At 40.2% G+C, this 20,778-nt stretch carries 21 protein-coding genes; 13 read left to right on the top strand and 8 right to left on the bottom strand.

Annotated features, from left to right (window positions below; all coding sequences use genetic code 11):
* The first annotated feature begins 266 nt into the window (after window positions 1–266).
* From ABJH64_RS01730 to ABJH64_RS01705, 6 genes are all read left to right on the top strand, one after another.
* The gene (locus ABJH64_RS01730) at window positions 267–617 is read left to right on the top strand and encodes a phage holin family protein (protein ID WP_348276744.1); all 351 of its coding nucleotides are present in this window, start codon (window positions 267–269) and stop codon (window positions 615–617) included.
* A gap of 380 nt (window positions 618–997) precedes the next feature.
* The gene (locus ABJH64_RS01725) at window positions 998–1,561 is read left to right on the top strand and encodes a hypothetical protein (protein ID WP_348276745.1); all 564 of its coding nucleotides are present in this window, start codon (window positions 998–1,000) and stop codon (window positions 1,559–1,561) included.
* A 55-nt stretch (window positions 1,562–1,616) separates the two neighbouring features.
* Window positions 1,617–2,519 carry a histone deacetylase gene (locus tag ABJH64_RS01720; RefSeq protein WP_348276746.1) on the top strand — a complete coding sequence of 301 codons (903 nt, stop codon included), beginning with the start codon at window positions 1,617–1,619 and terminating at the stop codon, window positions 2,517–2,519.
* A 96-nt stretch (window positions 2,520–2,615) separates the two neighbouring features.
* Window positions 2,616–3,215: an OmpH family outer membrane protein gene (locus tag ABJH64_RS01715; RefSeq protein WP_348276747.1), complete on the top strand. Its 600-nt coding sequence runs from the start codon at window positions 2,616–2,618 to the stop codon at window positions 3,213–3,215.
* Between the two features lie 97 nt (window positions 3,216–3,312).
* On the top strand, window positions 3,313–4,284 hold the full coding sequence (locus ABJH64_RS01710) for a deoxyhypusine synthase family protein (protein ID WP_348276748.1): 972 nt from the start codon (window positions 3,313–3,315) through the stop codon (window positions 4,282–4,284).
* Window positions 4,285–4,287: 3 nt separating this feature from the next.
* On the top strand, window positions 4,288–5,913 hold the full coding sequence (locus ABJH64_RS01705; RefSeq protein WP_348276749.1) for an OmpA family protein: 1,626 nt from the start codon (window positions 4,288–4,290) through the stop codon (window positions 5,911–5,913).
* Between the two features lie 149 nt (window positions 5,914–6,062).
* On the opposite strand, the gene ABJH64_RS01700 is transcribed toward ABJH64_RS01705, so the two are convergent.
* Complete coding sequence (locus ABJH64_RS01700) at window positions 6,063–7,520, bottom strand: Gfo/Idh/MocA family oxidoreductase (protein ID WP_348276750.1); 1,458 nt, start codon at window positions 7,518–7,520, stop codon at window positions 6,063–6,065.
* Between the two features lie 368 nt (window positions 7,521–7,888).
* On the opposite strand from ABJH64_RS01700, the gene ABJH64_RS01695 reads away from it, so the two are divergent.
* The 3 genes from ABJH64_RS01695 to ABJH64_RS01685 all read left to right on the top strand — a co-directional run bounded on the left by ABJH64_RS01695 (window position 7,889) and on the right by ABJH64_RS01685 (window position 12,097).
* Window positions 7,889–9,487 (top strand): family 20 glycosylhydrolase, encoded by a 1,599-nt coding sequence (locus ABJH64_RS01695; RefSeq protein WP_348276751.1) that lies wholly within the window; start codon window positions 7,889–7,891, stop codon window positions 9,485–9,487.
* A gap of 154 nt (window positions 9,488–9,641) precedes the next feature.
* The gene (locus ABJH64_RS01690; protein ID WP_348299576.1) at window positions 9,642–10,991 is read left to right on the top strand and encodes an alanine/glycine:cation symporter family protein; all 1,350 of its coding nucleotides are present in this window, start codon (window positions 9,642–9,644) and stop codon (window positions 10,989–10,991) included.
* Between the two features lie 2 nt (window positions 10,992–10,993).
* Window positions 10,994–12,097 (top strand): glycerate kinase, encoded by a 1,104-nt coding sequence (locus ABJH64_RS01685; RefSeq protein ID WP_348276753.1) that lies wholly within the window; start codon window positions 10,994–10,996, stop codon window positions 12,095–12,097.
* 11 nt (window positions 12,098–12,108) lie between these two features.
* Here the strand turns inward: ABJH64_RS01685 and ABJH64_RS01680 are convergent, their stop codons facing one another.
* The 5 genes from ABJH64_RS01680 to ABJH64_RS01660 form a co-directional block, all read right to left on the bottom strand.
* Window positions 12,109–12,549 carry a DUF6526 family protein gene (locus ABJH64_RS01680; RefSeq protein WP_348276754.1) on the bottom strand — a complete coding sequence of 147 codons (441 nt, stop codon included), beginning with the start codon at window positions 12,547–12,549 and terminating at the stop codon, window positions 12,109–12,111.
* A gap of 59 nt (window positions 12,550–12,608) precedes the next feature.
* Entirely contained in the window at window positions 12,609–12,758 is a 150-nt protein-coding gene (locus ABJH64_RS01675; RefSeq protein ID WP_348276755.1) for a hypothetical protein, read from the bottom strand.
* Window positions 12,759–12,829: 71 nt separating this feature from the next.
* On the bottom strand, window positions 12,830–13,024 hold the full coding sequence (locus ABJH64_RS01670; protein ID WP_348276756.1) for a hypothetical protein: 195 nt from the start codon (window positions 13,022–13,024) through the stop codon (window positions 12,830–12,832).
* A gap of 352 nt (window positions 13,025–13,376) precedes the next feature.
* Window positions 13,377–13,733 carry a response regulator gene (locus ABJH64_RS01665; RefSeq protein ID WP_348276757.1) on the bottom strand — a complete coding sequence of 119 codons (357 nt, stop codon included), beginning with the start codon at window positions 13,731–13,733 and terminating at the stop codon, window positions 13,377–13,379.
* 215 nt (window positions 13,734–13,948) lie between these two features.
* Window positions 13,949–14,524, bottom strand: a complete 576-nt coding sequence (locus ABJH64_RS01660; RefSeq protein ID WP_348276758.1) for a DUF4136 domain-containing protein — start codon at window positions 14,522–14,524, stop codon at window positions 13,949–13,951.
* Window positions 14,525–14,664: 140 nt separating this feature from the next.
* Between ABJH64_RS01660 and ABJH64_RS01655 the strand changes: the two genes are divergently transcribed.
* Entirely contained in the window at window positions 14,665–15,147 is a 483-nt protein-coding gene (locus tag ABJH64_RS01655; RefSeq protein WP_348276759.1) for a dCMP deaminase family protein, read from the top strand.
* Here the strand turns inward: ABJH64_RS01655 and murB are convergent.
* Window positions 15,144–16,157, bottom strand: coding sequence for a UDP-N-acetylmuramate dehydrogenase (gene murB / locus ABJH64_RS01650; RefSeq protein WP_348276760.1), 1,014 nt, complete (start codon window positions 16,155–16,157; stop codon window positions 15,144–15,146). The two genes, ABJH64_RS01655 and murB, sit on opposite strands and share 4 nt — an antisense overlap.
* A 315-nt stretch (window positions 16,158–16,472) precedes the next feature.
* On the opposite strand from murB, the gene ABJH64_RS01645 reads away from it, so the two are divergent.
* The 3 genes from ABJH64_RS01645 to egtD are packed head-to-tail and all read left to right on the top strand — an operon-like array spanning window position 16,473 to window position 19,575.
* Entirely contained in the window at window positions 16,473–17,417 is a 945-nt protein-coding gene (locus ABJH64_RS01645; RefSeq protein ID WP_348276761.1) for a succinylglutamate desuccinylase/aspartoacylase family protein, read from the top strand.
* A 43-nt stretch (window positions 17,418–17,460) separates the two neighbouring features.
* The gene (egtB, locus tag ABJH64_RS01640) at window positions 17,461–18,606 is read left to right on the top strand and encodes an ergothioneine biosynthesis protein EgtB (RefSeq protein ID WP_348276762.1); all 1,146 of its coding nucleotides are present in this window, start codon (window positions 17,461–17,463) and stop codon (window positions 18,604–18,606) included.
* A gap of 3 nt (window positions 18,607–18,609) precedes the next feature.
* Window positions 18,610–19,575 carry an L-histidine N(alpha)-methyltransferase gene (gene egtD, locus ABJH64_RS01635; RefSeq protein ID WP_348276763.1) on the top strand — a complete coding sequence of 322 codons (966 nt, stop codon included), beginning with the start codon at window positions 18,610–18,612 and terminating at the stop codon, window positions 19,573–19,575.
* Between the two features lie 29 nt (window positions 19,576–19,604).
* Here the strand turns inward: egtD and ABJH64_RS01630 are convergent, their stop codons facing one another.
* Window positions 19,605–20,687, bottom strand: a complete 1,083-nt coding sequence (locus ABJH64_RS01630) for a 6-bladed beta-propeller (protein WP_348276764.1) — start codon at window positions 20,685–20,687, stop codon at window positions 19,605–19,607.
* Between the last annotated feature and the right edge of the window lie 91 nt (window positions 20,688–20,778).

The following is a 20,778-nucleotide window of genomic DNA, read 5'->3' as shown; positions in this document are numbered from 1 at the left end:
CAACGAAATCAAGTAACGCATCTCGTGGCAGAAGCATTCCATTTTTTTTTGGATGATATTTATCAGTTTTTAAAGTTGGCTAAAACTGATCTTGTATATCCGCTATTTCACAAGTAAAGAGACAAAAGTCACCTAGAAAATATCAAACTTGGAAATTGAGGCCGCTTCGGTGATCGATCATCGGTCTTCCAAAATGATTGGCAAAGGATGTAAGGCGACTGGAATAGTGGAGGGAGATCTTTAAAGTAATTCACGTATTTTAACTTATGGAAAAGACGAATAAACCTTTGAATTTTTTAGTAAAGATTTTATTGGGAGGGATAGCTGTATTAATTGCTGAATTCCTATTATCAGGAATTCATGTGGATACTTTCATGACTGGATTTATCCTTGCTGCAGTAATAATCCTAATCAACAGTACGATTAAGCCCCTTTTAATTCTACTGACTTTACCGATTACCTTAGTGACTTTTGGTCTGTTTCTCTTGGTGATCAATGCGCTGATGATCATGCTAGTTGATTGGATTATGCCTGGATTTGTGGTGGATGGTTTTTGGTGGGCTATCTTATTTGCGATTGTACTGAGTATCATCAATTCAATTTTTGGTAACAACTAGAAGGAAATGCATTGGATTTTATAATATCGTGTAGTTAATCAATCTCTTCTCGCTTGAGAATCGTCAGAGATCGAATAATAAGAATTATTTTGAGGCTTAATGAAATTCCTTTGGCTGATAATCTTTTATCGCACAGGAATTTGTAACTCTTTCTTCAGAATAGGGTTGACAGTTAAGAAAGGGGTTTGAATATGAGAATTTAATTCCATTTGATTATCAGTGTATTATGTTTTGATGGATTGGTCATTTTTTTGAAAAAATCATTTTTAACTTTTGTGGAATTAATTAAATTCCATTAGATTTTGATTCTATATTACTTCAGGATTTAGTACTATTGAATTGCTAACCATCTTAAAATTATATTCTTTAACTATTTAACTATGTCAATTTCTAATCCAGGGTTTGACCCTCAACGTATTGAAGAGCTAAAGGAAGAACTAAAAAAGACTAAAAAGTCCTTTAAAATCCTTCCGGATGAAGAGAACAGTGACGAGTTTGTGAACTTCTACTTTGTAGGAATGTATCAAGGTAAAGAAGTAATCTATGATGCGGCATTATACACGCTCAGGTTGCACCACGCGAGTGAGGTGTATGAGTTGGCGGAGCATAAGGCTGCCCAGAAGTTTCAGAATTTCAAGGGGATATCATACGAGGAGGATGAAAATGGCAATCTGAAACCATTGACAAGCGAGGAAGAAGAGATCGGTTGGTTTATCACTGAGATTATTATGGAGATTGAAGAGGAGGAAAGTGTAAAGGTCCAAGAGTTCGTAGATATAGATACGCATCACGATTTTGGGATAGGACTGGATGCTGCGCTGAATATTGATCACATAGATGAAAAGGTGATTTCTAAATTTATCAAAGAGTTCAATGATGACACCATAGAGCTAGATGATACCATGTATGCCTTCCAATCAGAGGAAGAAGATATCGAAGATTGACCAAACTAAAATTCAAATTTAAAATCTTACGCTTGCTTGACGCAGGCGTTTTTTTATGCTAAAAATTGCCTTTTGCCCTAGTTACAAGCACCCATTGCCGGATAATCACAGATTTCCGATGGAGAAATATGATTTGCTACCTGGCCAGCTGCTTTATGAAGGAATTGTAAAAGAAGAGAATTTCTTTGTCCCTGAACCTATAGAGGAGCGATGGATTCTCACTACCCATACGCAGAACTATTGGGGGAAGCTGAAGAACTTAACCTTGTCCAAATCCGAAATTCGCGCTACCGGATTTCCCTTGTCGGCCGAACTTGTGCATCGGGAGATTACCATCTTAGACGGTTCTGTCCAAGCAGCCGTCTTTGCCTCGCACTATGGCATAGGGATGAACATAGCTGGAGGTACACATCATGCTTTTGCGGATAGAGGCGAGGGTTTTTGCTTGTTAAATGATATTGCAGTTGCAGCGAATTATTTACTTGCAAATCAACTGGCAAAGAAAGTGTTTGTAGTAGATTTAGACGTTCATCAAGGGAATGGAACTGCTAGTATTTTTGCCAATAATCCTAACGTTTTTACTTTTAGTATGCATGGGGAAAAGAACTATCCCATGAGAAAGGAACTGTCTGATTTGGACAGCGCAGTCCCTGATGGTACAGGGGATAATGAGTATTTAAAGATTTTACAGTTTCATCTTGATTATATTTTAAAGGATTTTTCTCCTGATTTTATCATTTACCAATGCGGTGTAGATGTGTTGGAAAGTGACAAGCTTGGGCGTTTGGCGATGAGTGTAGAAGGTGTAAGAAAGCGAGATGAAATGGTACTCACTTTGGCCAAATCACTGAAAACGCCAATAATGTGCTGTATGGGTGGCGGCTATTCGCCAAACGTCAGCAAAATTGTAGAGGCTCACACACAAGTATATAGGATAGCTCAAGAGTTATATTTTTGATTGGCTTCTCATATTTGAGATCTGCGCCAATTACAATTCTTGTAAAATCAATACTTTCTTTATATTTGCGCCCTTGTAATCAAAAACATCTACAAAGTGAAAAGAGGATTAAAACTAATCGGTGCATTGAGCCTTGCTACAGTGCTTTTATACGGCTGTGATAATGCTGGAACTTCTAGCTCCACTGGAGAAAGCTCTACAAGCGAAGTAAGAAAGGGTGAATTGAATATCGCATTTATCCATACAGATAGTGTGATCAATAAGTATGATTACTTCAAAGCCAAATCTGAAGAACTAACTGAAAAGGGAAAGAAATTTGAAAGTGATCTTCAGGGAAGAGCAACTGGCTTTCAGCAGGAAGTTCAAAATTTCCAGCAGACTGGCGGCAACATGACTGTAAATCAGCAACGTGCCAAGCAAGAAGAGTTAGGGAAAAAGGAGCAAAACCTTATGATTTATCGTGACAACTTAATGCAAGAATTGTCAGCTGACGAGGCAGCACTTTATAGCGAAGTATATGATAAAGTTCAGAGCTACCTTAAGACATATGCAGAGCAAAATGAATTGGCTATGATCCTTAGCTACACCAGAGGTGGAGCTGTTTGGTACGGAAATGACGCATTTGACATCACTGAAACGGTGATCGAAGGCCTCAATAAAGAATATACAGCTAATCCAGTAGATACAGCGAAATAAGCTAATCCACCAACCTGAATATTGAAACCCAGCAAATGCTGGGTTTTTTTGTGGTAAAAAATTGGGTAATTTTACCCCACTAACGAAAATTTATAGAATGAAAATCACTGAATTTTTAAAGCATAATTACCGTCACTTCAATGCGGCGGCGCTGATCGATGCCGCTGAAGGCTACAAAAGTCATTTGGATAACGGAGGCAAAATGATGGTGACGCTCGCTGGTGCTATGTCCACTGCAGAGCTCGGGATATCTCTGGCTGAGATGATCCGCCAGGACAAAGTTCAAATCATCACGTGTACAGGTGCCAACCTCGAAGAGGATGTGTTCAACCTGGTAGCGCATGATTACTATGAGCGAATTCCTAATTACCGCGAACTGACTCCAGCTCAGGAGCAAGACTTAGTGGAGCGTCACATGAACCGTGTTACTGATACGTGTATTCCTGAAATGGAAGCAATGAGAAGAATCGAAAATGTGATATTGGAAGAATGGGTGAAGGCTGACCAAGCTGGAGAATCCTTCTTTCCACACGAGTTTTTCTATAAAATCTTGCTTTCTGGCAAATTAGAAGAGTCTTATCAAATAGATCCAAAAAATAGTTGGTTGCTCGAAGCAGCCAAGAAGAACATTCCTATCATTGTGCCAGGATGGGAAGATTCTACTTTGGGAAATATGTTTGCAGGACATGTGATCTCTGGAGATGTGAAAAATGTACATACAGTACGGACAGGAATAGAATACATGATTTTCTTGGCAGATTGGTACACTGAGAATGCTTCAGAAGAAAGTACTGTAGGATTCTTCCAGATTGGCGGGGGAATTGCAGGAGACTTCCCGATATGCGTGGTGCCGATGCTGCATCAGGATTTGCAGAGAACCAATGTGCCATTATGGGGTTATTTCTGTCAAATCTCTGACTCGACCACTTCCTACGGTTCGTACTCTGGAGCTGTGCCAAATGAGAAAATTACATGGGGCAAACTAGGGATCGACACACCGAAATACATTATCGAGTCTGATGCAACGATCGTAGCGCCATTGGTATTTGCCATTGTGCTGGATCAATAATCTATGAGAAAATTCAAAAACGTATTACTTAAAGCAAGTGGCCTCATGCTACTTGCTTTTTGCATTTCATTTAGTCTGCATGCTCAAAAAGTAGTTTCCCTTTCTGGAGCTAATAGCCCACAGGACGACATGAATCCGGTGTGGATAGGTGACAATACCCTACTATTTACCCGAGCTTTTCACCCAAATAATTTAGGAGGTATAACAGATCCTGGTGATATCTGGATGACCCAAAAGTCAGAATCAGGTGAATGGCTACAAGCAGTTCATCGAGCTGACCTGAGTACGGATGGTTATGATTTTTCATTGGGGCTGGAGGATTACCTTACCTTGTTGGTCTATCATACAGGAGGGGAAAGATTCGGTATTTACCAATATTCCAAATTTGGAAAGGATTGGAATTTCCTGCGTCAAGTGACTGTGGAAGGCCTGAGCGAACTTTCAGGTCAAGTCACTGGCCGGGTAGCTTCTGGAGGCAAGGTGATTTTTCTATCTGGAAAAGGTACAGACTCCAAAGGAAACGAGGACATCTACGTCAGTCAAAAAACAAGTCCTATTACTTGGTCTCAACCAGTCAATATTGGAGCTGCTGTAAATACGATAGGACAAGAAATGAGTCCGTTTTATGACACAAAATCCGGACAGCTGTATTTTTCTTCCAACATGCATGCGGATGCTGAGGGTAAAGACCTGTTCATAGCAAAGCGAATGGGTGATGATTGGACTACTTGGAGCAAGCCTGTGAAGTGGGAGCAAGTGAGTTCGGCTGGATCTGAAGTTTCTGTCACATTTATTACTTCTGAGGAGGTAGTGTGGACTAGTACACAGAATAGTGATGGCTTTGCAGATTTGTTAACCTTTGAAACGATCATTCCTCTTGTCATTCCTCAGGAATTTGTCATGGCTTCTCCAAAACCTTTAGCTCCCATAGCTAAAGCAGTACCTGCAAAAAAAGTAGCAATTACACCGATATATCCTTCTTCTTCAGTGGGGTTCCCAGAAGTGAAAATGACTGAGACACCTGTAGAAACTAGTGAAAGTCCTATTTCTTGGTTTGTAGTGGACGCGAAAAATAAAACTCTGGTTCCTTACTCAGTCAGCTGGAAGGCTGGTGAATCAACCCAAATTAGAAGTGCAGCTGATTCAGTTTTTCGCTCTGAGCTAGCCAATTCTCAAGTCAACGAGGTTAAGGTTAACGCGGAAGGATACTTTCCTAAAACAGTTCTGCTATCAGAAATAATGTCAGGTGAACCGACTGTGGTTCTAATGACCAAAGCTGAATCGGGAAGTATTGTTTTGCTTGAGAATGTGAATTTCAAGCGAGGTACTTCGGAACTGGAAGGCGAAGGGACTAAAGAATCCTTGACAGAGTTAGCAGGTTTCCTTTTAGAAAACCCAACTATGAAACTCAGAATTCATGGCCACACGGACAGTGCTGGAGACCCAGGTCTCAACAAAGGGCTTTCTCTAGAAAGAGCAGGAAGTGTTAGGGATTTTCTGATTACTCAGGGAGTACCGTTTGAAAGTCTCAGAATATCAGGGTGGGGTGGGACTAGACCTACAGCGTCCAATGCTACAGAAACAGGGCGCGCCAAAAATAGGAGGGTAGAGCTAGAGGTGGAGCGATAAGTAGGGCTTTTAATTTATTCGTAGAGAGAAGGTTTACTATAGAAAGTTTTCAGTGGGTATGCTCAGTTTCCAAACATGAAGTGCAATGTAGATTTTATAAATTATCCAAAAAAAAACGGCTTTGAAATCATTCCAAAGCCGTTTTTCAGTTATAAGGAATAGTCTCCTCGATAATTCCGCTTTACAAATTGATTGGCAGGGTCAAAGTTAGTGACTTCCATTTTTGGCCCATCCCAAAGGAGTTTGATTCCTCTTCCAGGATAGTCGAATTGCTGCGCGTTGGTTGCTTTTGGAACTCTGTAGTCGTAGCTTCTTATAGCCAAGTTGCCCATAAGGACAGATTCTGTTAGTGGCCCTGCGATAGAGAATGGAGAACTCAAATTTTTAAATTCTTCAGATCCATGTCCGGCAATGCATGCTTCTACCCAATTATTATAATGACCTCCATCTCCTCCAGGTACCCTGTGCAATGTTTGCGGAACAGTAATGTCTTTTGTCTTTGAAGTAGGTAGCAGTTGTGGGTTTTTACCATAGGTGGAGCACATCATTTTACCTTTGGTTCCTTCGATAATAACTCCATTACCACCGTCACCCATTTGCTCATTTGGTGCTAATTCTACAGGTCTATTAGGCTGTATACCGCCATCCATCCAATGAAACTCCAAGTCCTCTTTTCCTGGTCTGTCAAATCTCAAGGTAATATGAGAAGATGGAGGGCAACTCTCTGGAAAATAGCCCCTTTTGAATTCCCCGACATAGACAGAGCCTACAGAGCATTCTGCTGATTTTGGATAACCTAATCCCAACACCCGGAAAGGTGGCTCCATGATGTGACAGGCCATGTCACCAAGTGCTCCTGTACCATAATCCCACCATCCACGCCAGTTGAATGGCACAAGATTCCCTACATAATCCTTGTATGGTGCGGTGCCTAGCCATAGATCCCAGTCCAAATCCGCTGGAGGAGTAACAGGTTCGGTCGGCCATTGAATACCTTGAGGCCAGACGGGACGGTCAGTCCAAGAATACACTTTGGTAGCTTCTCCAATTAGCCCAGCGTCATACCATTCTACCATCTGTCGTACCCCGTCTCCCGAGGAACCTTGGTTGCCCATTTGTGTGACTACTTTATATTTTTCTGCAGCTTCTGTGAGCATTCTTGCTTCGTAGATGTCATGAGCTAAAGGCTTTTGGACATAGACATGTTTGCCCATTTTCATTGCATCCATGGCAGCCACTGCATGCATATGATCAGGAGTAGATACCGTGACGGCATCAATGTTATCCCCCTCTTTGTCGAGCATCTCACGGTAATCTTTGTAATATTTGGCATTGGGATGAAGGTCACGGCTACGCTGAGCTCGGGTGTCATCTACATCGCAAAGGGCTATAAAATCTGCCTTTTCAGTTCTTGTTACCCCACTCACGTCATTCCAGCCCATTCCTCCGACACCAATTCCCGCTACACGGAGCTTGTCGCTAGGAGCTATAAAACCTGGGCCACCTAGCACGTGTCTAGGAACGATATAAAATCCGGCTGCTGCCAACACAGAGCCTTTAAGAAATTTTCTCCGGGAGCTCCCAGAATTCGAACCTTTACTTTTCATTAATTCAATAGTTAATGGTAAAACAGTATAGTATTTATTTCAATTATATTCTATTATCCGCAATGATGCCAGTCGCCTTACAATTTTTGCCAATCATGCTGAAAGACCGGGGATCGAAGCGGTCTCATTTCTTAAATTTGATATTTCCTGTGTTACTTCTGCCATTTTACTGGTAAAATAGAGGATATGCATGTTATTTTTCTTCTAAATCTGAAATTATCAAAAACAACTTACAATTAGGAATTCAATTCCACAATTCTGACCTGCGATTGCTAGAATAATGTATAGAGGAATCGTTTTCTTATAAAATCAAGTTGCTGTTCAAACATTGTTAAAAAAATAGATTAAGTTTACCCAAACATAATTCTATGAAATTTCCCCTGAGTTGTTTAGTTGTATTTGCTGCGCTTTGCATTAGTTCATGCCAGCCGCAGATTGAAGTAAAACTTACAGATGCTGGTATTATACCCATACCAAGTGCTATTTCTTCGTCCAGCGGAGTTTTTAAATTAGAGGCTGGTTCATCCATTCAATTGGTTGGGACTGGTGAAGATTTGGCTAGAGTAGGTAGTTTTCTTGCAGAGGAGTTGCGCCCTGCAACAGGATTTGAAATTCCCATTTCTTCAGAAGAAGGAGATTTGATATTGGAATTGAAAAGTGGTGAAGCTTCAGAAAACTATAGCATAGACATCAGCAGTGATCAGGTGAAAATTTCCTCTACTTCAGCCGCTGGCCTTTATTATGGAGTGCATACACTAATCAAAGCTCTGCCGGTAGAAATTGAAAATTCCTCTGTGGTGGACATGGATTGGGTGATTGGTAATGGGAAAATTGAAGACTCTCCTGAGTTTAGTTACAGAGGAGCGATGCTGGATGTGGCGCGGCACTTTATATCTGTAGCAGACGTGAAGCACTACATAGATCAGATGGGAAGTCTGAAATACAACCACCTACATCTTCATTTGTCTGATGATCAAGGTTGGAGAATAGAAATTAAATCATGGCCTAAATTGACTGAAATAGGGGGGCAAACGGAAGTAGGAGGGACTGAAGGTGGATTTTTCACTCAGAAAGACTATGTGGAAATCGTGAATTATGCTGCAGATAGATTTATCACAGTAGTACCTGAGATTGATATGCCAGGCCATACCAATGCTGCATTGGCTTCTTATGCCGAACTAAACCCTGGTGTCAATTTACCAGATGGAGACTTTTCTACGATGACCGAGGGAGAAATTGATTTTAATATTCTTGATAAAAACCCCGAGCCAGCGGAGATTTATACTGGGATAGAAGTAGGTTTTAGCACATTTGCGACCAATAAGGAAATTACTTATACGTTCGTAGAGGATGTGATTAGAGAACTTGTCGAGCTTACTCCTGGCCCATATATTCATATTGGAGGCGATGAGTCACTTGTGACTGAGAAAGATGATTACATCTATTTTGTGGAGCGAGTACAAGGGATTGTAACAAAGTATGGCAAGAAAAGCATGGGCTGGGATGAAATCGCAACAGCTAAATTAGCTCCAGGCGCTGTGGCTCAATTTTGGGCGAAGGAGGAAAACGCAAAGCTTGCCAAAGAACAAGGCAACCTAATCTTAATGTCTCCAGCCAAGCGTACTTACTTAGATATGCAGTATGATTCTACCTCTAGATTAGGACTTCATTGGGCTGCTTATATTGAGCTAGATGATTCTTACAATTGGGATCCAGCTACCTATGCAGATGGTATCAACAAAACAGATATTTTGGGAGTCGAAGCCCCACTTTGGACAGAAACTCTTGATACCCGGGCAGACATTGAATACATGGCTTTCCCAAGACTGGCGGCACTCGCAGAAGTAGCCTGGTCTTCTAGTGAGCGAAGAAATTGGGAAGATTTCCAAAAAAGAATAGCTCAACAAGGTAAACGCTGGGATATCAATGGAATAGGGTTTTACAGATCACCTACCGTGAACTGGTAAAGTCAAAGAAGGTAATTTTAAACCCGGAGCAGTCCGGGTTTTTTATTGCCCAACTTTCCATATTCTTTGAATTTCACTAAAATGAACTTAATATGGATGTTAATTTTAAAATCACCTGATCAAGATTTTTGATCATGATAAATAGACAACGTTAATGGGCGATTATATTATTTCCTTTGCCAACTGGATTTGGGGAACTCCGATGCTTATCATTCTAATGGGTGGGGGAATGATTCTCTTAGTACACTCAGGATTTGTTCCTTTTAGAAAAATCGGGCATGCCATAGGATTGCTTCGGGGTAAATATGATGACAATTTAGCACCGGGTCAGATTACTTCATTTCAAGCTTTGTCAGCAGCCATAGCGGCTACCGTGGGCTTAGGTAACATCAGTGGGGTTGCCATCGCCATCAACATGGGAGGTCCTGGAGCAATATTCTGGATGTGGGTATCGGCTTTTGTGGGTATGGCAACTAAATTTTACACCTGTAGCCTGGCAATCATGTACCGTGGAAAGGACTCAGAAGGCAACATTCAAGGAGGTCCTATGTATGTGATTGAAGAAGGAATGGGTATAAAATGGAAGTTTCTTTCTGTCATTTTTTGTGGGGCGGGAATTTTGGGTTTGCTGGCGATTTTCCAGGCTAACCAATTAACTGCCGTCTTAAGATCAGTAATCTTAGAGCCTGCGGGATTAGATGCTGGAGATAAGACTCGATGGATTATAGGTATAACTATGATGGTATTAGTAGCGATTGTGATATTGGGTGGCATTAAGAGAATTGCTGCAGTAGCTTCTAAGTTGGTTCCATTTATGGTGGCACTTTATTTTATCACAGTGCTGATTATAGTGTTCAAATACATAGGCGACGTACCAGAGATGCTAATGAAAATCGTGACTGATGCATTTACTGGCGAAGCTATGGCAGGTGGAGCTGTTGGCGCTGTGATCATAGTGGGAGCTAGACGCGCAGCTTTTTCTAACGAGGCAGGAATAGGAACAGCACCCATGGTACACGGAGCATCCAAAAACAATGAGCCCATCCGAGAAGGGTTAATTGCGATGCTAGGGCCGTTTATAGATACGGTGGTAGTTTGTACGCTTACTGCGCTGGTGATTATGTTGACGGGGGTTTGGGAATCTACAGAGAAGGATGGAGTAAGACTTACGCTTGCTGCATTTGACATGGCACTTCCGATTTATGGCAGGTATTTATTGATGATAGCAGTATTGATTTTTGCTCTTTCTACTATGTTCACTTATTCATATTATGGACATAAGTGTTTTGGATATTTATTTGGTGCCAAAAGAGCCGATTATTACAACTACTTCTACCTAATCACTATTGTAGCCGGTGCAGTGGCATCTCTGGATGTGGTAATTAGTTTGGTAGATGGGATGTATGCTATCATGGCAGTACCTACGATGATTTCTACTTTCTATTTGGCACCCAAAGTAAGAGTAGCTATGAAGGATTATTTTCACCGAATGAAAAACACCTGATCATGAATGTCTTAATTTCTCCTAATGCTTTCAAAGGCACAATGAGCGCTCAAGAAGCTGGAGGAATAATTCAAGATTTTCTCGCTAGTAAATTCCCTAAAGTCCAATCTCAACTACTGCCAATAGCTGATGGAGGGGATGGAACTTGTGACTTGTTGACCAGAAACCTGGGTGTTGAGCAAAGGCAAGCTTGGTCTTTAGATCCCTATGGAAGGCCCATTTCCTGTACTTATGGATGGGACCTGCATGAAGAAAAAGCATATATAGACGTCTCGGAAGCCTCTGGAATTGCCATACTCGGCAACGAAAAAAAAGATCCCTATATCGCTTCCACTTATGGAACAGGTATTCTGGTAAGAGATGCCGTGGCCTTAGGGGCAAAAGAAATTGTATTAGGCCTGGGAGGAAGTGCTACGATAGACTTGGGTATTGGGATTTTGGCAAATTTGGGAGTAATTTTTTTAGATGAAAATGGCAGGGAGTTGACTTATTTTTCACCTAATTTTCTTTCTAGGATTAGACATATTCAAAAATCCCCAAATATTCCACCTGTTAGATTTACCTGCCTATGTGACGTGAAAAACATGTTTTTTGGTGATAATGGAGCTATTCCAGTTTTTGGTCCCCAGAAAGGATTACTTGATAATCACTTTCAAACGTACCTAGCTAGTTGTGAAGAAGTAATTGCTCAGGTGTATAAGAAACAAAAGAAGAATTTTGTAGATCAACCCGGTTTCGGAGCAGCTGGAGGCATCGCGGTAGGATTATCAGCTTTTTTTGACACCACTATTGAGTTTGGAGCTTCTTACTTTTTCAAAAAAGTGAAAATAGTAGAAAAAGTGAAATGGGCTGATGTGATAATCACAGGAGAGGGGAGGTATGACAGCCAATCAGCTGAAGGCAAGGCTTGTTTTGAGTTACTTCAACTAGCTCTGCATCAGTCAAAAAAGGTTGTGCTTATAACTTCTGGTATTGAAAAAGCTGACGAAAAGTTTGACCAGGTATTGAGATTACCTGACTTGGATTTTTCCAAACAGGATTTTAAAGAATCGTCCAGGAAAAACCTTATAACACTACTTGAAAGGGAGTTTTTGCTGGACGTTTAAGGAGACCATATTTATACTCTATGATGATCAGCAGTCCAATTTTTGATGCTTTTTTTGATTTCCTTTGGAGGGGTATTTTCCTTGATCGTTTTATCGATAAGTGCTAAAATCTCTCCGTCTCCAGCAAATCTTAATGCAATAATTTGGGATGATTTTAATTGCTGTTCTTTTTCTAAGAATTGACTGCCGGTAAGGTGATAATACCTTTGTCTCATTTCCAACCGAATGATTCTATTCTGATTTTTGATAGCGTAGATGCGTGGCAGATAAGAGCTGAGAAATACGACAAATGCTAACAGAAATTGATAAATACTATTTGAAATAGCTTCTGACGAGCTAAAGTCTAACCTGATCATGGTCCATCCCAAGAAAATCAAAGCCAAGGGAAGGATGAAAAAATGATGCAGTGGGAAATATTTTGCGTGGTTTTCGAAATTTTGTGTTTCTGACATAGTGATGAGGCATAAAAAAAGGAGGCATGAAAGCCTCCTTTTAAGCAAGATATAAGTTATTAATGATCAGCCTTTTTCTTCTTGGTGAATGTGCTGCGAGTGTCTATTGCTGTAAGGCCGGCACCTAGTCCGATTAATACACACACAATCACAAGGAATGTTTGGGCTCCTCCAGCTAATGGAGAACTGAAAACGTCAAGTAGTATCATGATCAAATTGTTGAATTGCTAATGAATGCCCGAAGATAAATTCTTAACTCCAATTAACCAAAGGAATCTAGTTAATCGAATTGGTCATCGTCAAAATCCTCTTGTTCTTCTTCATCGTCATCGAAGTCAACAATGTTGTCATCGACAAATTCATTTTCATCATCGAGGTCATACTCATCCTCATAATCATTTCCGAATTCATCATCATCATTGAAGTTGTCATCGTCCTCGAAATCTTCTTCGAAATCGTCGTCAAAATCCGCCATAGTAGTTCAGATAGGGGTTTTTAATAGTTGTATGGCACTAAATAAAGTAAAAAAATAATTAGCGCAATACGGATGATTAATTTTTTTTGAAACTTTTCAGATCTTCTATCGAAATAGTTTGTCTATTCGAAACTGATGCTTTAAGAATCACCTGAATGATGAAAAATGGCTCAACGCTCGTAATCAAGGTCTTTATCAGCGCAGTGACTAGAGCATTTATGACAAAAATCATTTCTCAGCAAATAAAAAAAAGAGGAAATCCTATTAAGGAAATCCTCCTGTAATCAAGCTAACATTCCGATCAATTTTATATTTGCTTAACCTCGACTAGGAATACGTAGGCTAATAAAATTTAATTGAAAATCGTTTTGATGTATTTTTTAATGAGTGGTTTTGAAAGATAGTCTTTGACTACACTATAGCCACTTGCTTTGGAAATATCTCTCTCGTCAACAGAACTACTCAGAATGTAAATCTGAGCTTCATTTTGATCTGAATTGAAAGAATCTAAAAAATCCCAACCCGTCATTTCTGGCATGTTCAAATCTAGGAACAAATAATTTGGCCTGATTGTATAAATTTCTTGTAATGCAGCTCGTGCACTTTGGTATTTGTAGAACTGACAAGGTTCTTTCACATTTCTAGAAATGAGTTTTTCAGTAACAAAAGTGCTGATTGGATCGTCGTCTATTAATACTATTGTTAACATTGAAATGCAAAAACTTGGAGGTCAAATACAAAATATATGTTACAAAATTAAAAGGTAATTGGTCTTATGCAAATTTTTCATCAACTCAGGATGAAAAAATCCATAAAAACCCAATTTTAAAGCATATTTAGTAGTTCAATAGAACTAAAGGTCGATTAATTTTCAAATCGCTGCATTATTAAGGATCCAAATAGGAATAATTTAAGGGCATTTGTCTATTGAGCATTTTGGATTTGAAACAGAAAATAATCAATGATTTTATCTGTCGTTTTCAATACTTTTTTGCTCTTAGTTTTTTGACTGCTTACTTCTGTAACACCGGTCAATGTCATCAATAACTTATCCTCTTCCTGATCTATAAAGTCAACAATAACTTGAACCAATTCATAGTTGCTTGTACTCGTGGTGTTTTGATTGTTGAAGTAGGGATTATACATCCAAGGATCCCAGACGCGGTATCCCCAATAGGGGAATTGATTGAAATTCTGAGTGGTTTCTCTCTTTCTAGGATCTTCATTTGAAGTATAGCGTATCACTAGCTGTGGTTCATCCGTGTCATACACCATCCCCTCTGCTTCCAAGGCTTCCTGCAAATGAATCTGAACCTGGGTGTCTATAAATTCAGATGAAAAGCTTCTCATTCCCACTTCTTGATTTATGATGACAAAGCTAGTGTAAGGTTTGCGGATAGGAACTTCGGTATTCTCCTTGAAGATTTCAATGGAGCTACAAGAACTCATTCCTGCTAGTAATAAGAGAGTTAAGATTTTATTAAGCGCTATTCGATTCATAGTTTGGTGTGTTTCCTTAAAAAAACGTGGTTTAAACCAGAAAGTTAATTTTTACTCGGTAACGGAAATGTCCCGCTATTAATTTTAGATTTTTTATTTGGCTTGGATTTCAAATGCTACTTTTGCCGAAAGCTTAAGATATGAATAGACCTGATTTTGATGATATTTTTATGGAATTAGCGGTCAATTTGGCCAAACGATCACATTGCATCAAAAAACATGTAGGTGCAGTATTGACCAAGGAGACTCGTATTATTTCTATTGGATATAACGGTCCGCCGGCTGGTACTCATAATTGCGACCTAGAGTTTCCTGTACATGGGTGTGCTACTGATAGCAAGGGAAGTTGCTCACTGGCTCTTCATGCCGAGCAAAATGCTATACTTTATGCGGTGAAGAATAACACTTCTGTAGAAGGATCTACTTTGTATGTCACTCTTTCTCCGTGCTTGGCCTGCGCCAGGATTATTTTCTCCATGGGAATTTCTAAAGTCATATACCTTTATTCTTATGCCGAGTATAAGGGAATTGGCACTGATGAAGGGGTGGATTTCTTAAGAAAATTTGGGGTGCAGGTGGACAAATATGAAAAGGAAATTGAGGTGAACGATCAATTAGTCTAGAGAAAATTGACTTCTGGGTGGATTTCAACCTGAAACTTTTCAAAGACTGATTGCTGGATTTGTAAAGCCAAAGCCTTGATGTCCTCTCCTTCACCATCACCATAATTCACTAAGACCAATGGCTGCTTAGCATGTATGCCTATTTCTCCAAATCGCTTTCCTTTCCAACCACATTGCTCAATGAGCCAAGCTGCCGGTACTTTTATCCCTTCCAGGGTAGGGTAGCCAGGAATGGACGGATAGATATTTTTTAAAAATTGGTAGTGATCAGAAGTGATGGTTGGATTTTTGAAAAATGAGCCAGCATTTCCAATTTCCTTTGGATCAGGCAATTTGGATTGACGGATCGCGATCACAGCATTTGATATCGCTCTTAGGCTTAACTCTTTTACTCCCAGATTTTCCAATGTTTCCTGTATTGCACCATATTCGGTGTGGTACTCAGGCTTTTTTCTCAACTGAAAAATCACAGAGCAGATCACATAGTTCCCTTTCAACTCATGCTTAAAGACGCTTTCTCTGTACCCGAACTGACATTGCAGCCCTTCGAATTGCTCCATCTGAAGAGTTTCTCTGTTCAGCGCTTTTAGGCTATGAAAAACATCCTTGATCTCTACACCATAAGCACCAATATTCTGCATAGGGGATGCACCTACAGTTCCGGGGATTAAAGAAAGATTTTCAATTCCAGCCCAGTTGTTTTCGATGGATTTCAAAACGAACTCATGCCAAATCACTCCAGCACCTACTTCCACAAAATAAAACTCCTGAGTTTCTTCAATTACTTCGATCCCATCGATCTCAATTTTGATCACCAACGTATTTAGATTTTGGGTTAGCAGAATGTTGCTTCCACCACCTAGGATCAAGGGTTTGATTCCCTGATGTTTAGCCCACGTAATCGCTTCTTTTAATGATTCTACCGTTCTGGCTATGGTAAAAAAACGAGCTATTTTGTCTATTCCAAAGGTGTTAAATGCCTTGAGAGAGATGTTTTCTTGTATATTCATAAGCTTAGAGTGCCTTGCGAAATAAGCAAGATTTTGGCCGATTAAGAAATGATATCTACCTAATGAAGGTTTATTTTACAATCAATCCTCCTGTATTCATTCCTGAAAAAGAGAAAAGTAAAATGCACCGATTTCTCTCCTGTAGCTTCAGAAGGTATGGGGAAAAGATAAAACGCGATGGGTATCCGTCAAGAACTTATGTCAACTATCTAAAATTTAGCTTCGGTGAGGATTAGCATAATAAAAGGAATACGTACCCTCTGAGATTTATCCAACTAGCTAGTGAGATCACTATTGAAAAACGAGAATAATCACATGAAAGAATTGCTTATAAATGGCGTAAGGATAAGACCTGGCCAATCGATGAACCTGGAAATAGCCATCGCCAAACTTCCCACCCATACATTAATCGACTTACCCATTTTTATCCGGTCTTCCAAGGAGGAGGGACCCGTAGTTTTGATCAGTGGTGGGGTGCATGGCGATGAGATCAATGGTGTAGTGACCGCCAAAAGACTGCTTGAAGAAGTGGATGAGGGGCTAGAGCTACTCAAGGGGACGTTGATTTTTATTCCTCTGGTGAATATTTACGGATTTTTGTCAAACAGCCGAACGTTCCCAGACGGTAGGGATCTCAATCGAAGTTTTCCCGGAAGTAAAAAAGGATCACTTGCAGCTAGCATAGCTTTTATATTGAGCAATGAAATAATTCCCCAGATTGATTATGGAATTGACTTTCATACTGGCGGTCGTATGCTCACCAATTTTCCTCAAATCAGGGTGGATTATAAGGACAAAACGGCGGTAGAACTGGCTAAGGCTTTTGGCACGCACTACGTAGTCAATTCAAAATACATCGAGAAATCATTCCGTAAGGAGGCCTATAAAGCCAAAAAACACATTTTGGTTTTTGAGGGAGGGGAATCTATGCGGCTGGATGAATATGGAATTGAGGAAGGGGTAAATGGCACCAAACGCATGTTGGAGAGTTTGGGAATGCTTGCAACTGCCCCTGCGCCTCAAAACACGATTTTTCTTAAAGAAAGTAATTGGGTGAGGGCCAAAGCTTCCGGGATTTTCAACTCAAGCGTGAAGGTAGGGGACTCGGTGAAAAAGGGTCAGATCTTGGCACGAATTTCGGATCCGTACGGTCAGGTGAAAATACCTGTTAAAGCTCCTACCAACGGACATATCATCGGCATGAATAACTTGCCAGTGATCAATGCCGGCGATGCCTTGGTGCACATAGGTAAAGAATAAGTCAAGTGAATACTAAGTCGATCAAATTAAAAATCAATAAGTTATGTCTTTAGCAGAAGAGTTTCAAGGTGTCAGAAATCACTCATTAAAGATTTGTGAAAATCTAATCACCGAGGACTTTAGCCTACAGGCTTCTGAGGAGGTTAGTCCTCCTAAGTGGCATTTGGCGCATACTACTTGGTTTTTTGAGCAATTTATTTTGGTGCCAAATGATCCCGAATATGAGGTCAAACATCCTCAGTTTAATTTCTTGTTTAATTCTTATTATAATTCTTTGGGAGCGAGGACAGCGAGAAATCATCGCGGGCTCATGTCCAGGCCTTCCGTCTCTGAGGTCAGAAGTTACCGCGCGTATGTAGATGAGGCAATGAAGGGATTGATTCAGAAAAACGATTCAGGACTAAATCAGTTGGTAATACTTGGTATGAATCACGAGCAGCAGCATCAGGAACTTTTGCTTACTGATTTGAAGTATAATCTCTGGTTTAATCCTTTGAATCCTAGAGTAATGGATATCGGTGAATATGCCAATGAACCACAGTCAAATTGGATTTCGATGAAGGAAGGAGTTTATCAGATTGGTTACAAAGGTGATTCCTTTTGCTACGACAATGAGTTGAACTCCCACAAGGTATATATTCACGATTTCGCTATAGCGTCAGCATTGGTCACCAATGGTGAATACTTGGAATTTATGAATGACGGAGGATACGATGACCCTAAGTTTTGGCATGACGAAGGCTGGGCTTGGATTAAAGACCAAGAAGTGAAAGCGCCACTTTACTGGGAAAAGCAAGACGACGAATGGTTTTACTATACACTAGAGGGACAAAAAGTTATAGATAAAAGCGCGGCGCTTGCCCACGTTAATTTCTATGAGGCTTCTGCATTTGCTAATTGGAAAGGCTTAAGACTTCCCACTGAATTTGAATGGGAAGTGGCTCAGGATCAATTTGAGTGGGGAAAAAGGTGGGAGTGGACTAATTCTGCCTATTTGCCTTACCCTGGTTTTACTGTAGCTCCCGGAGCGATTGGTGAATACAATGGTAAATTTATGGTCAACCAAATGGTTCTGCGAGGCGCTTCAGTGGCTACTTCTCCTAATCATTCTCGACCTACCTACAGAAACTTTTTTCATCCAAACTATAGATGGCAATTCATGGGCATTCGCCTGGCCAAATCACTTTAACTTATGAATGCAAAAAATACGGATTTCGGAACCTTTGCCCAAGATGTGATGCTTGGTCTGAATTCAAACCCGAAGACTTTACCTTCCAAATATTTCTACGATGCCAAAGGCGATAAACTGTTCCAACAGATCATGGCTTTGCCAGAATATTACCTGACAAGAAAAGAATATGAGATTTTGGAAGGGCAACACCGACAAATTCTAGCTGAAATTCTTTCTCTTCAAAAACCATTCAACTTGGTAGAACTTGGGGCAGGGGACGGGATGAAAACAAAGATTCTCCTTAGATATCTTACAGATCGAAAGATTGAATTCACCTATTATCCGGTAGATTTTTCGGGTTCAGTATTGGTAGAATTGGAGGAAAGTTTGGCAGAGGAATTTCCAACTTTGGAAGTCCACCCCATTCAGGACACCTACAGGGACTCGCTCAAGAAGCAAGTGTGGGAGGATGGAAAGCCTAACCTGATCTTGTTCATGGGAGCGAATTTGGGGAATTTTGGGGTGGAAGAGGCAAAAAATATAATTGATCACCTGAGAGTAGGGACCAAAAAAGGTGATTTGGTATTAATTGGATTTGATTTGAAAAAAGACCCTCAGACCATTCTCAATGCTTATCATGACGAACAGGGGGTGACACGTGAATTCAATTTGAATTTGCTGGATCGAATAAATCGAGAGCTAGATGCTGATTTTGACCGCGATTCATTTGTTCATTGGCCAATTTATAATCCAGTCTCGGGAGAATGCAGAAGCTACTTGGTTTCCCAAAAGGCGCAGACGGTCACGATTGGAGCATTGAATCAAACCTTCTATTTTGAAGCATTTGAGTCGATTTTCACTGAAATATCTAAGAAATATAGCCTGTCGGAAATTAGCCATTTAGCTGCTTTAGGTGGTTTTGAAGTGATGGGAAACTTCGTGGATTCCGAAGGATATTTTGCTGATGTGCTGTGGGTTAAAAAGTGATCGCTTTGACATGCTTCAATCATACGCTGCTAATCGCTCAGATTATTCTCTTTTTTGCTTAATGCATAGATGACAATTTTGGGATTTTCCTCTTCTCCTTCATTTCTATTTCTAATGATGCTGTAGAAGAGATCTTTATTTAATTGTTTTGGAAATACTTCCATCGAGTAGCTTTCCGCAGGGAGTTTCATGCTATAGGTAGGGGTTTTGCTAGTTAAATCAAGCATTAGATGATACGATGCTTTTTTGTAACGCAAATTTATCCTTGCATAACCTTGATTTATTTCAATCAAGTCAATTTGGATGGTATCTGATTTTGGGAAATCAGTGAAATCTAGTTGATATTCAGGTAGTAAGTGACCTACCTCCATTCGGTAGATTGTATCCATGTGATCAGCAAGCCCTGCCAAGCGAACACGGGGCAAATAGAAAAGTAGTGTATCATTTATCTCCCCAAATGGTCTAAGGTATTGGTGGATTCGGTAGAATTTTGAAGAAAACCCGTAGAGCGTAGTCACTTCTGATGTGAGGTCCAACGTAGTAGGATTGATGGAGCTAACTAGGACTGTTTGAGAGCCCTCCCCATAAGATTCAATACCTTCTAGAATCATCAACAGGTTATCACCTTCTTTGTAGAAGGAAATAGGTCGTCCAGGTATTTTTCCGCTTGACGCTATAAAATTCCCTTCTAGGTCATAAGATGTCACCACCATCTTTTCCCAATCTGCTATAAGAGCTACATTTTCTACCTCATTTAGATAAATCGCCGTGGGCATAAGGTATTCATCGGGTCCTTCTCCTTTTTTACCTATCGATTGAAGAAAATTACCAGCGTCATCGTATTTCAACAAACCATGTTTTCTATCCAAGAGGAAAATAGATTCAGTAGAAAAGACTACATCTTGAATTGTGGTAAGGGGAGGATTTCCTGGCCGTTCTAGATCAATGGTATCTGTTGCCTTAAACTTCAATTCGTTTACCTGATTGAGCAAAAAGTCTTTCTTGATTTCAATGGTATGCAGTGCATTAGACGCTTCAAATGGTTCCTTTTGGTTACAATTCTGAAATAATGAAACACTTAGAAAGAGGTAAATGACTTTAGGATACTTCATGGCAGACTGCAATCTTGAATATATTTATCTATCATCTATGGTTAATTATAGCTCAAAAGAAGCTGTGCTACAACCTCACTATTTTGCGCTG

Source organism: Algoriphagus sp. (assembly GCF_039969895.1).
In the GTDB taxonomy this organism is placed as follows: domain Bacteria; phylum Bacteroidota; class Bacteroidia; order Cytophagales; family Cyclobacteriaceae; genus Algoriphagus.
The sequence above is the reverse complement of the archived record's forward strand: the minus strand, read 5'-3'. Positions and strand labels throughout refer to the sequence as shown.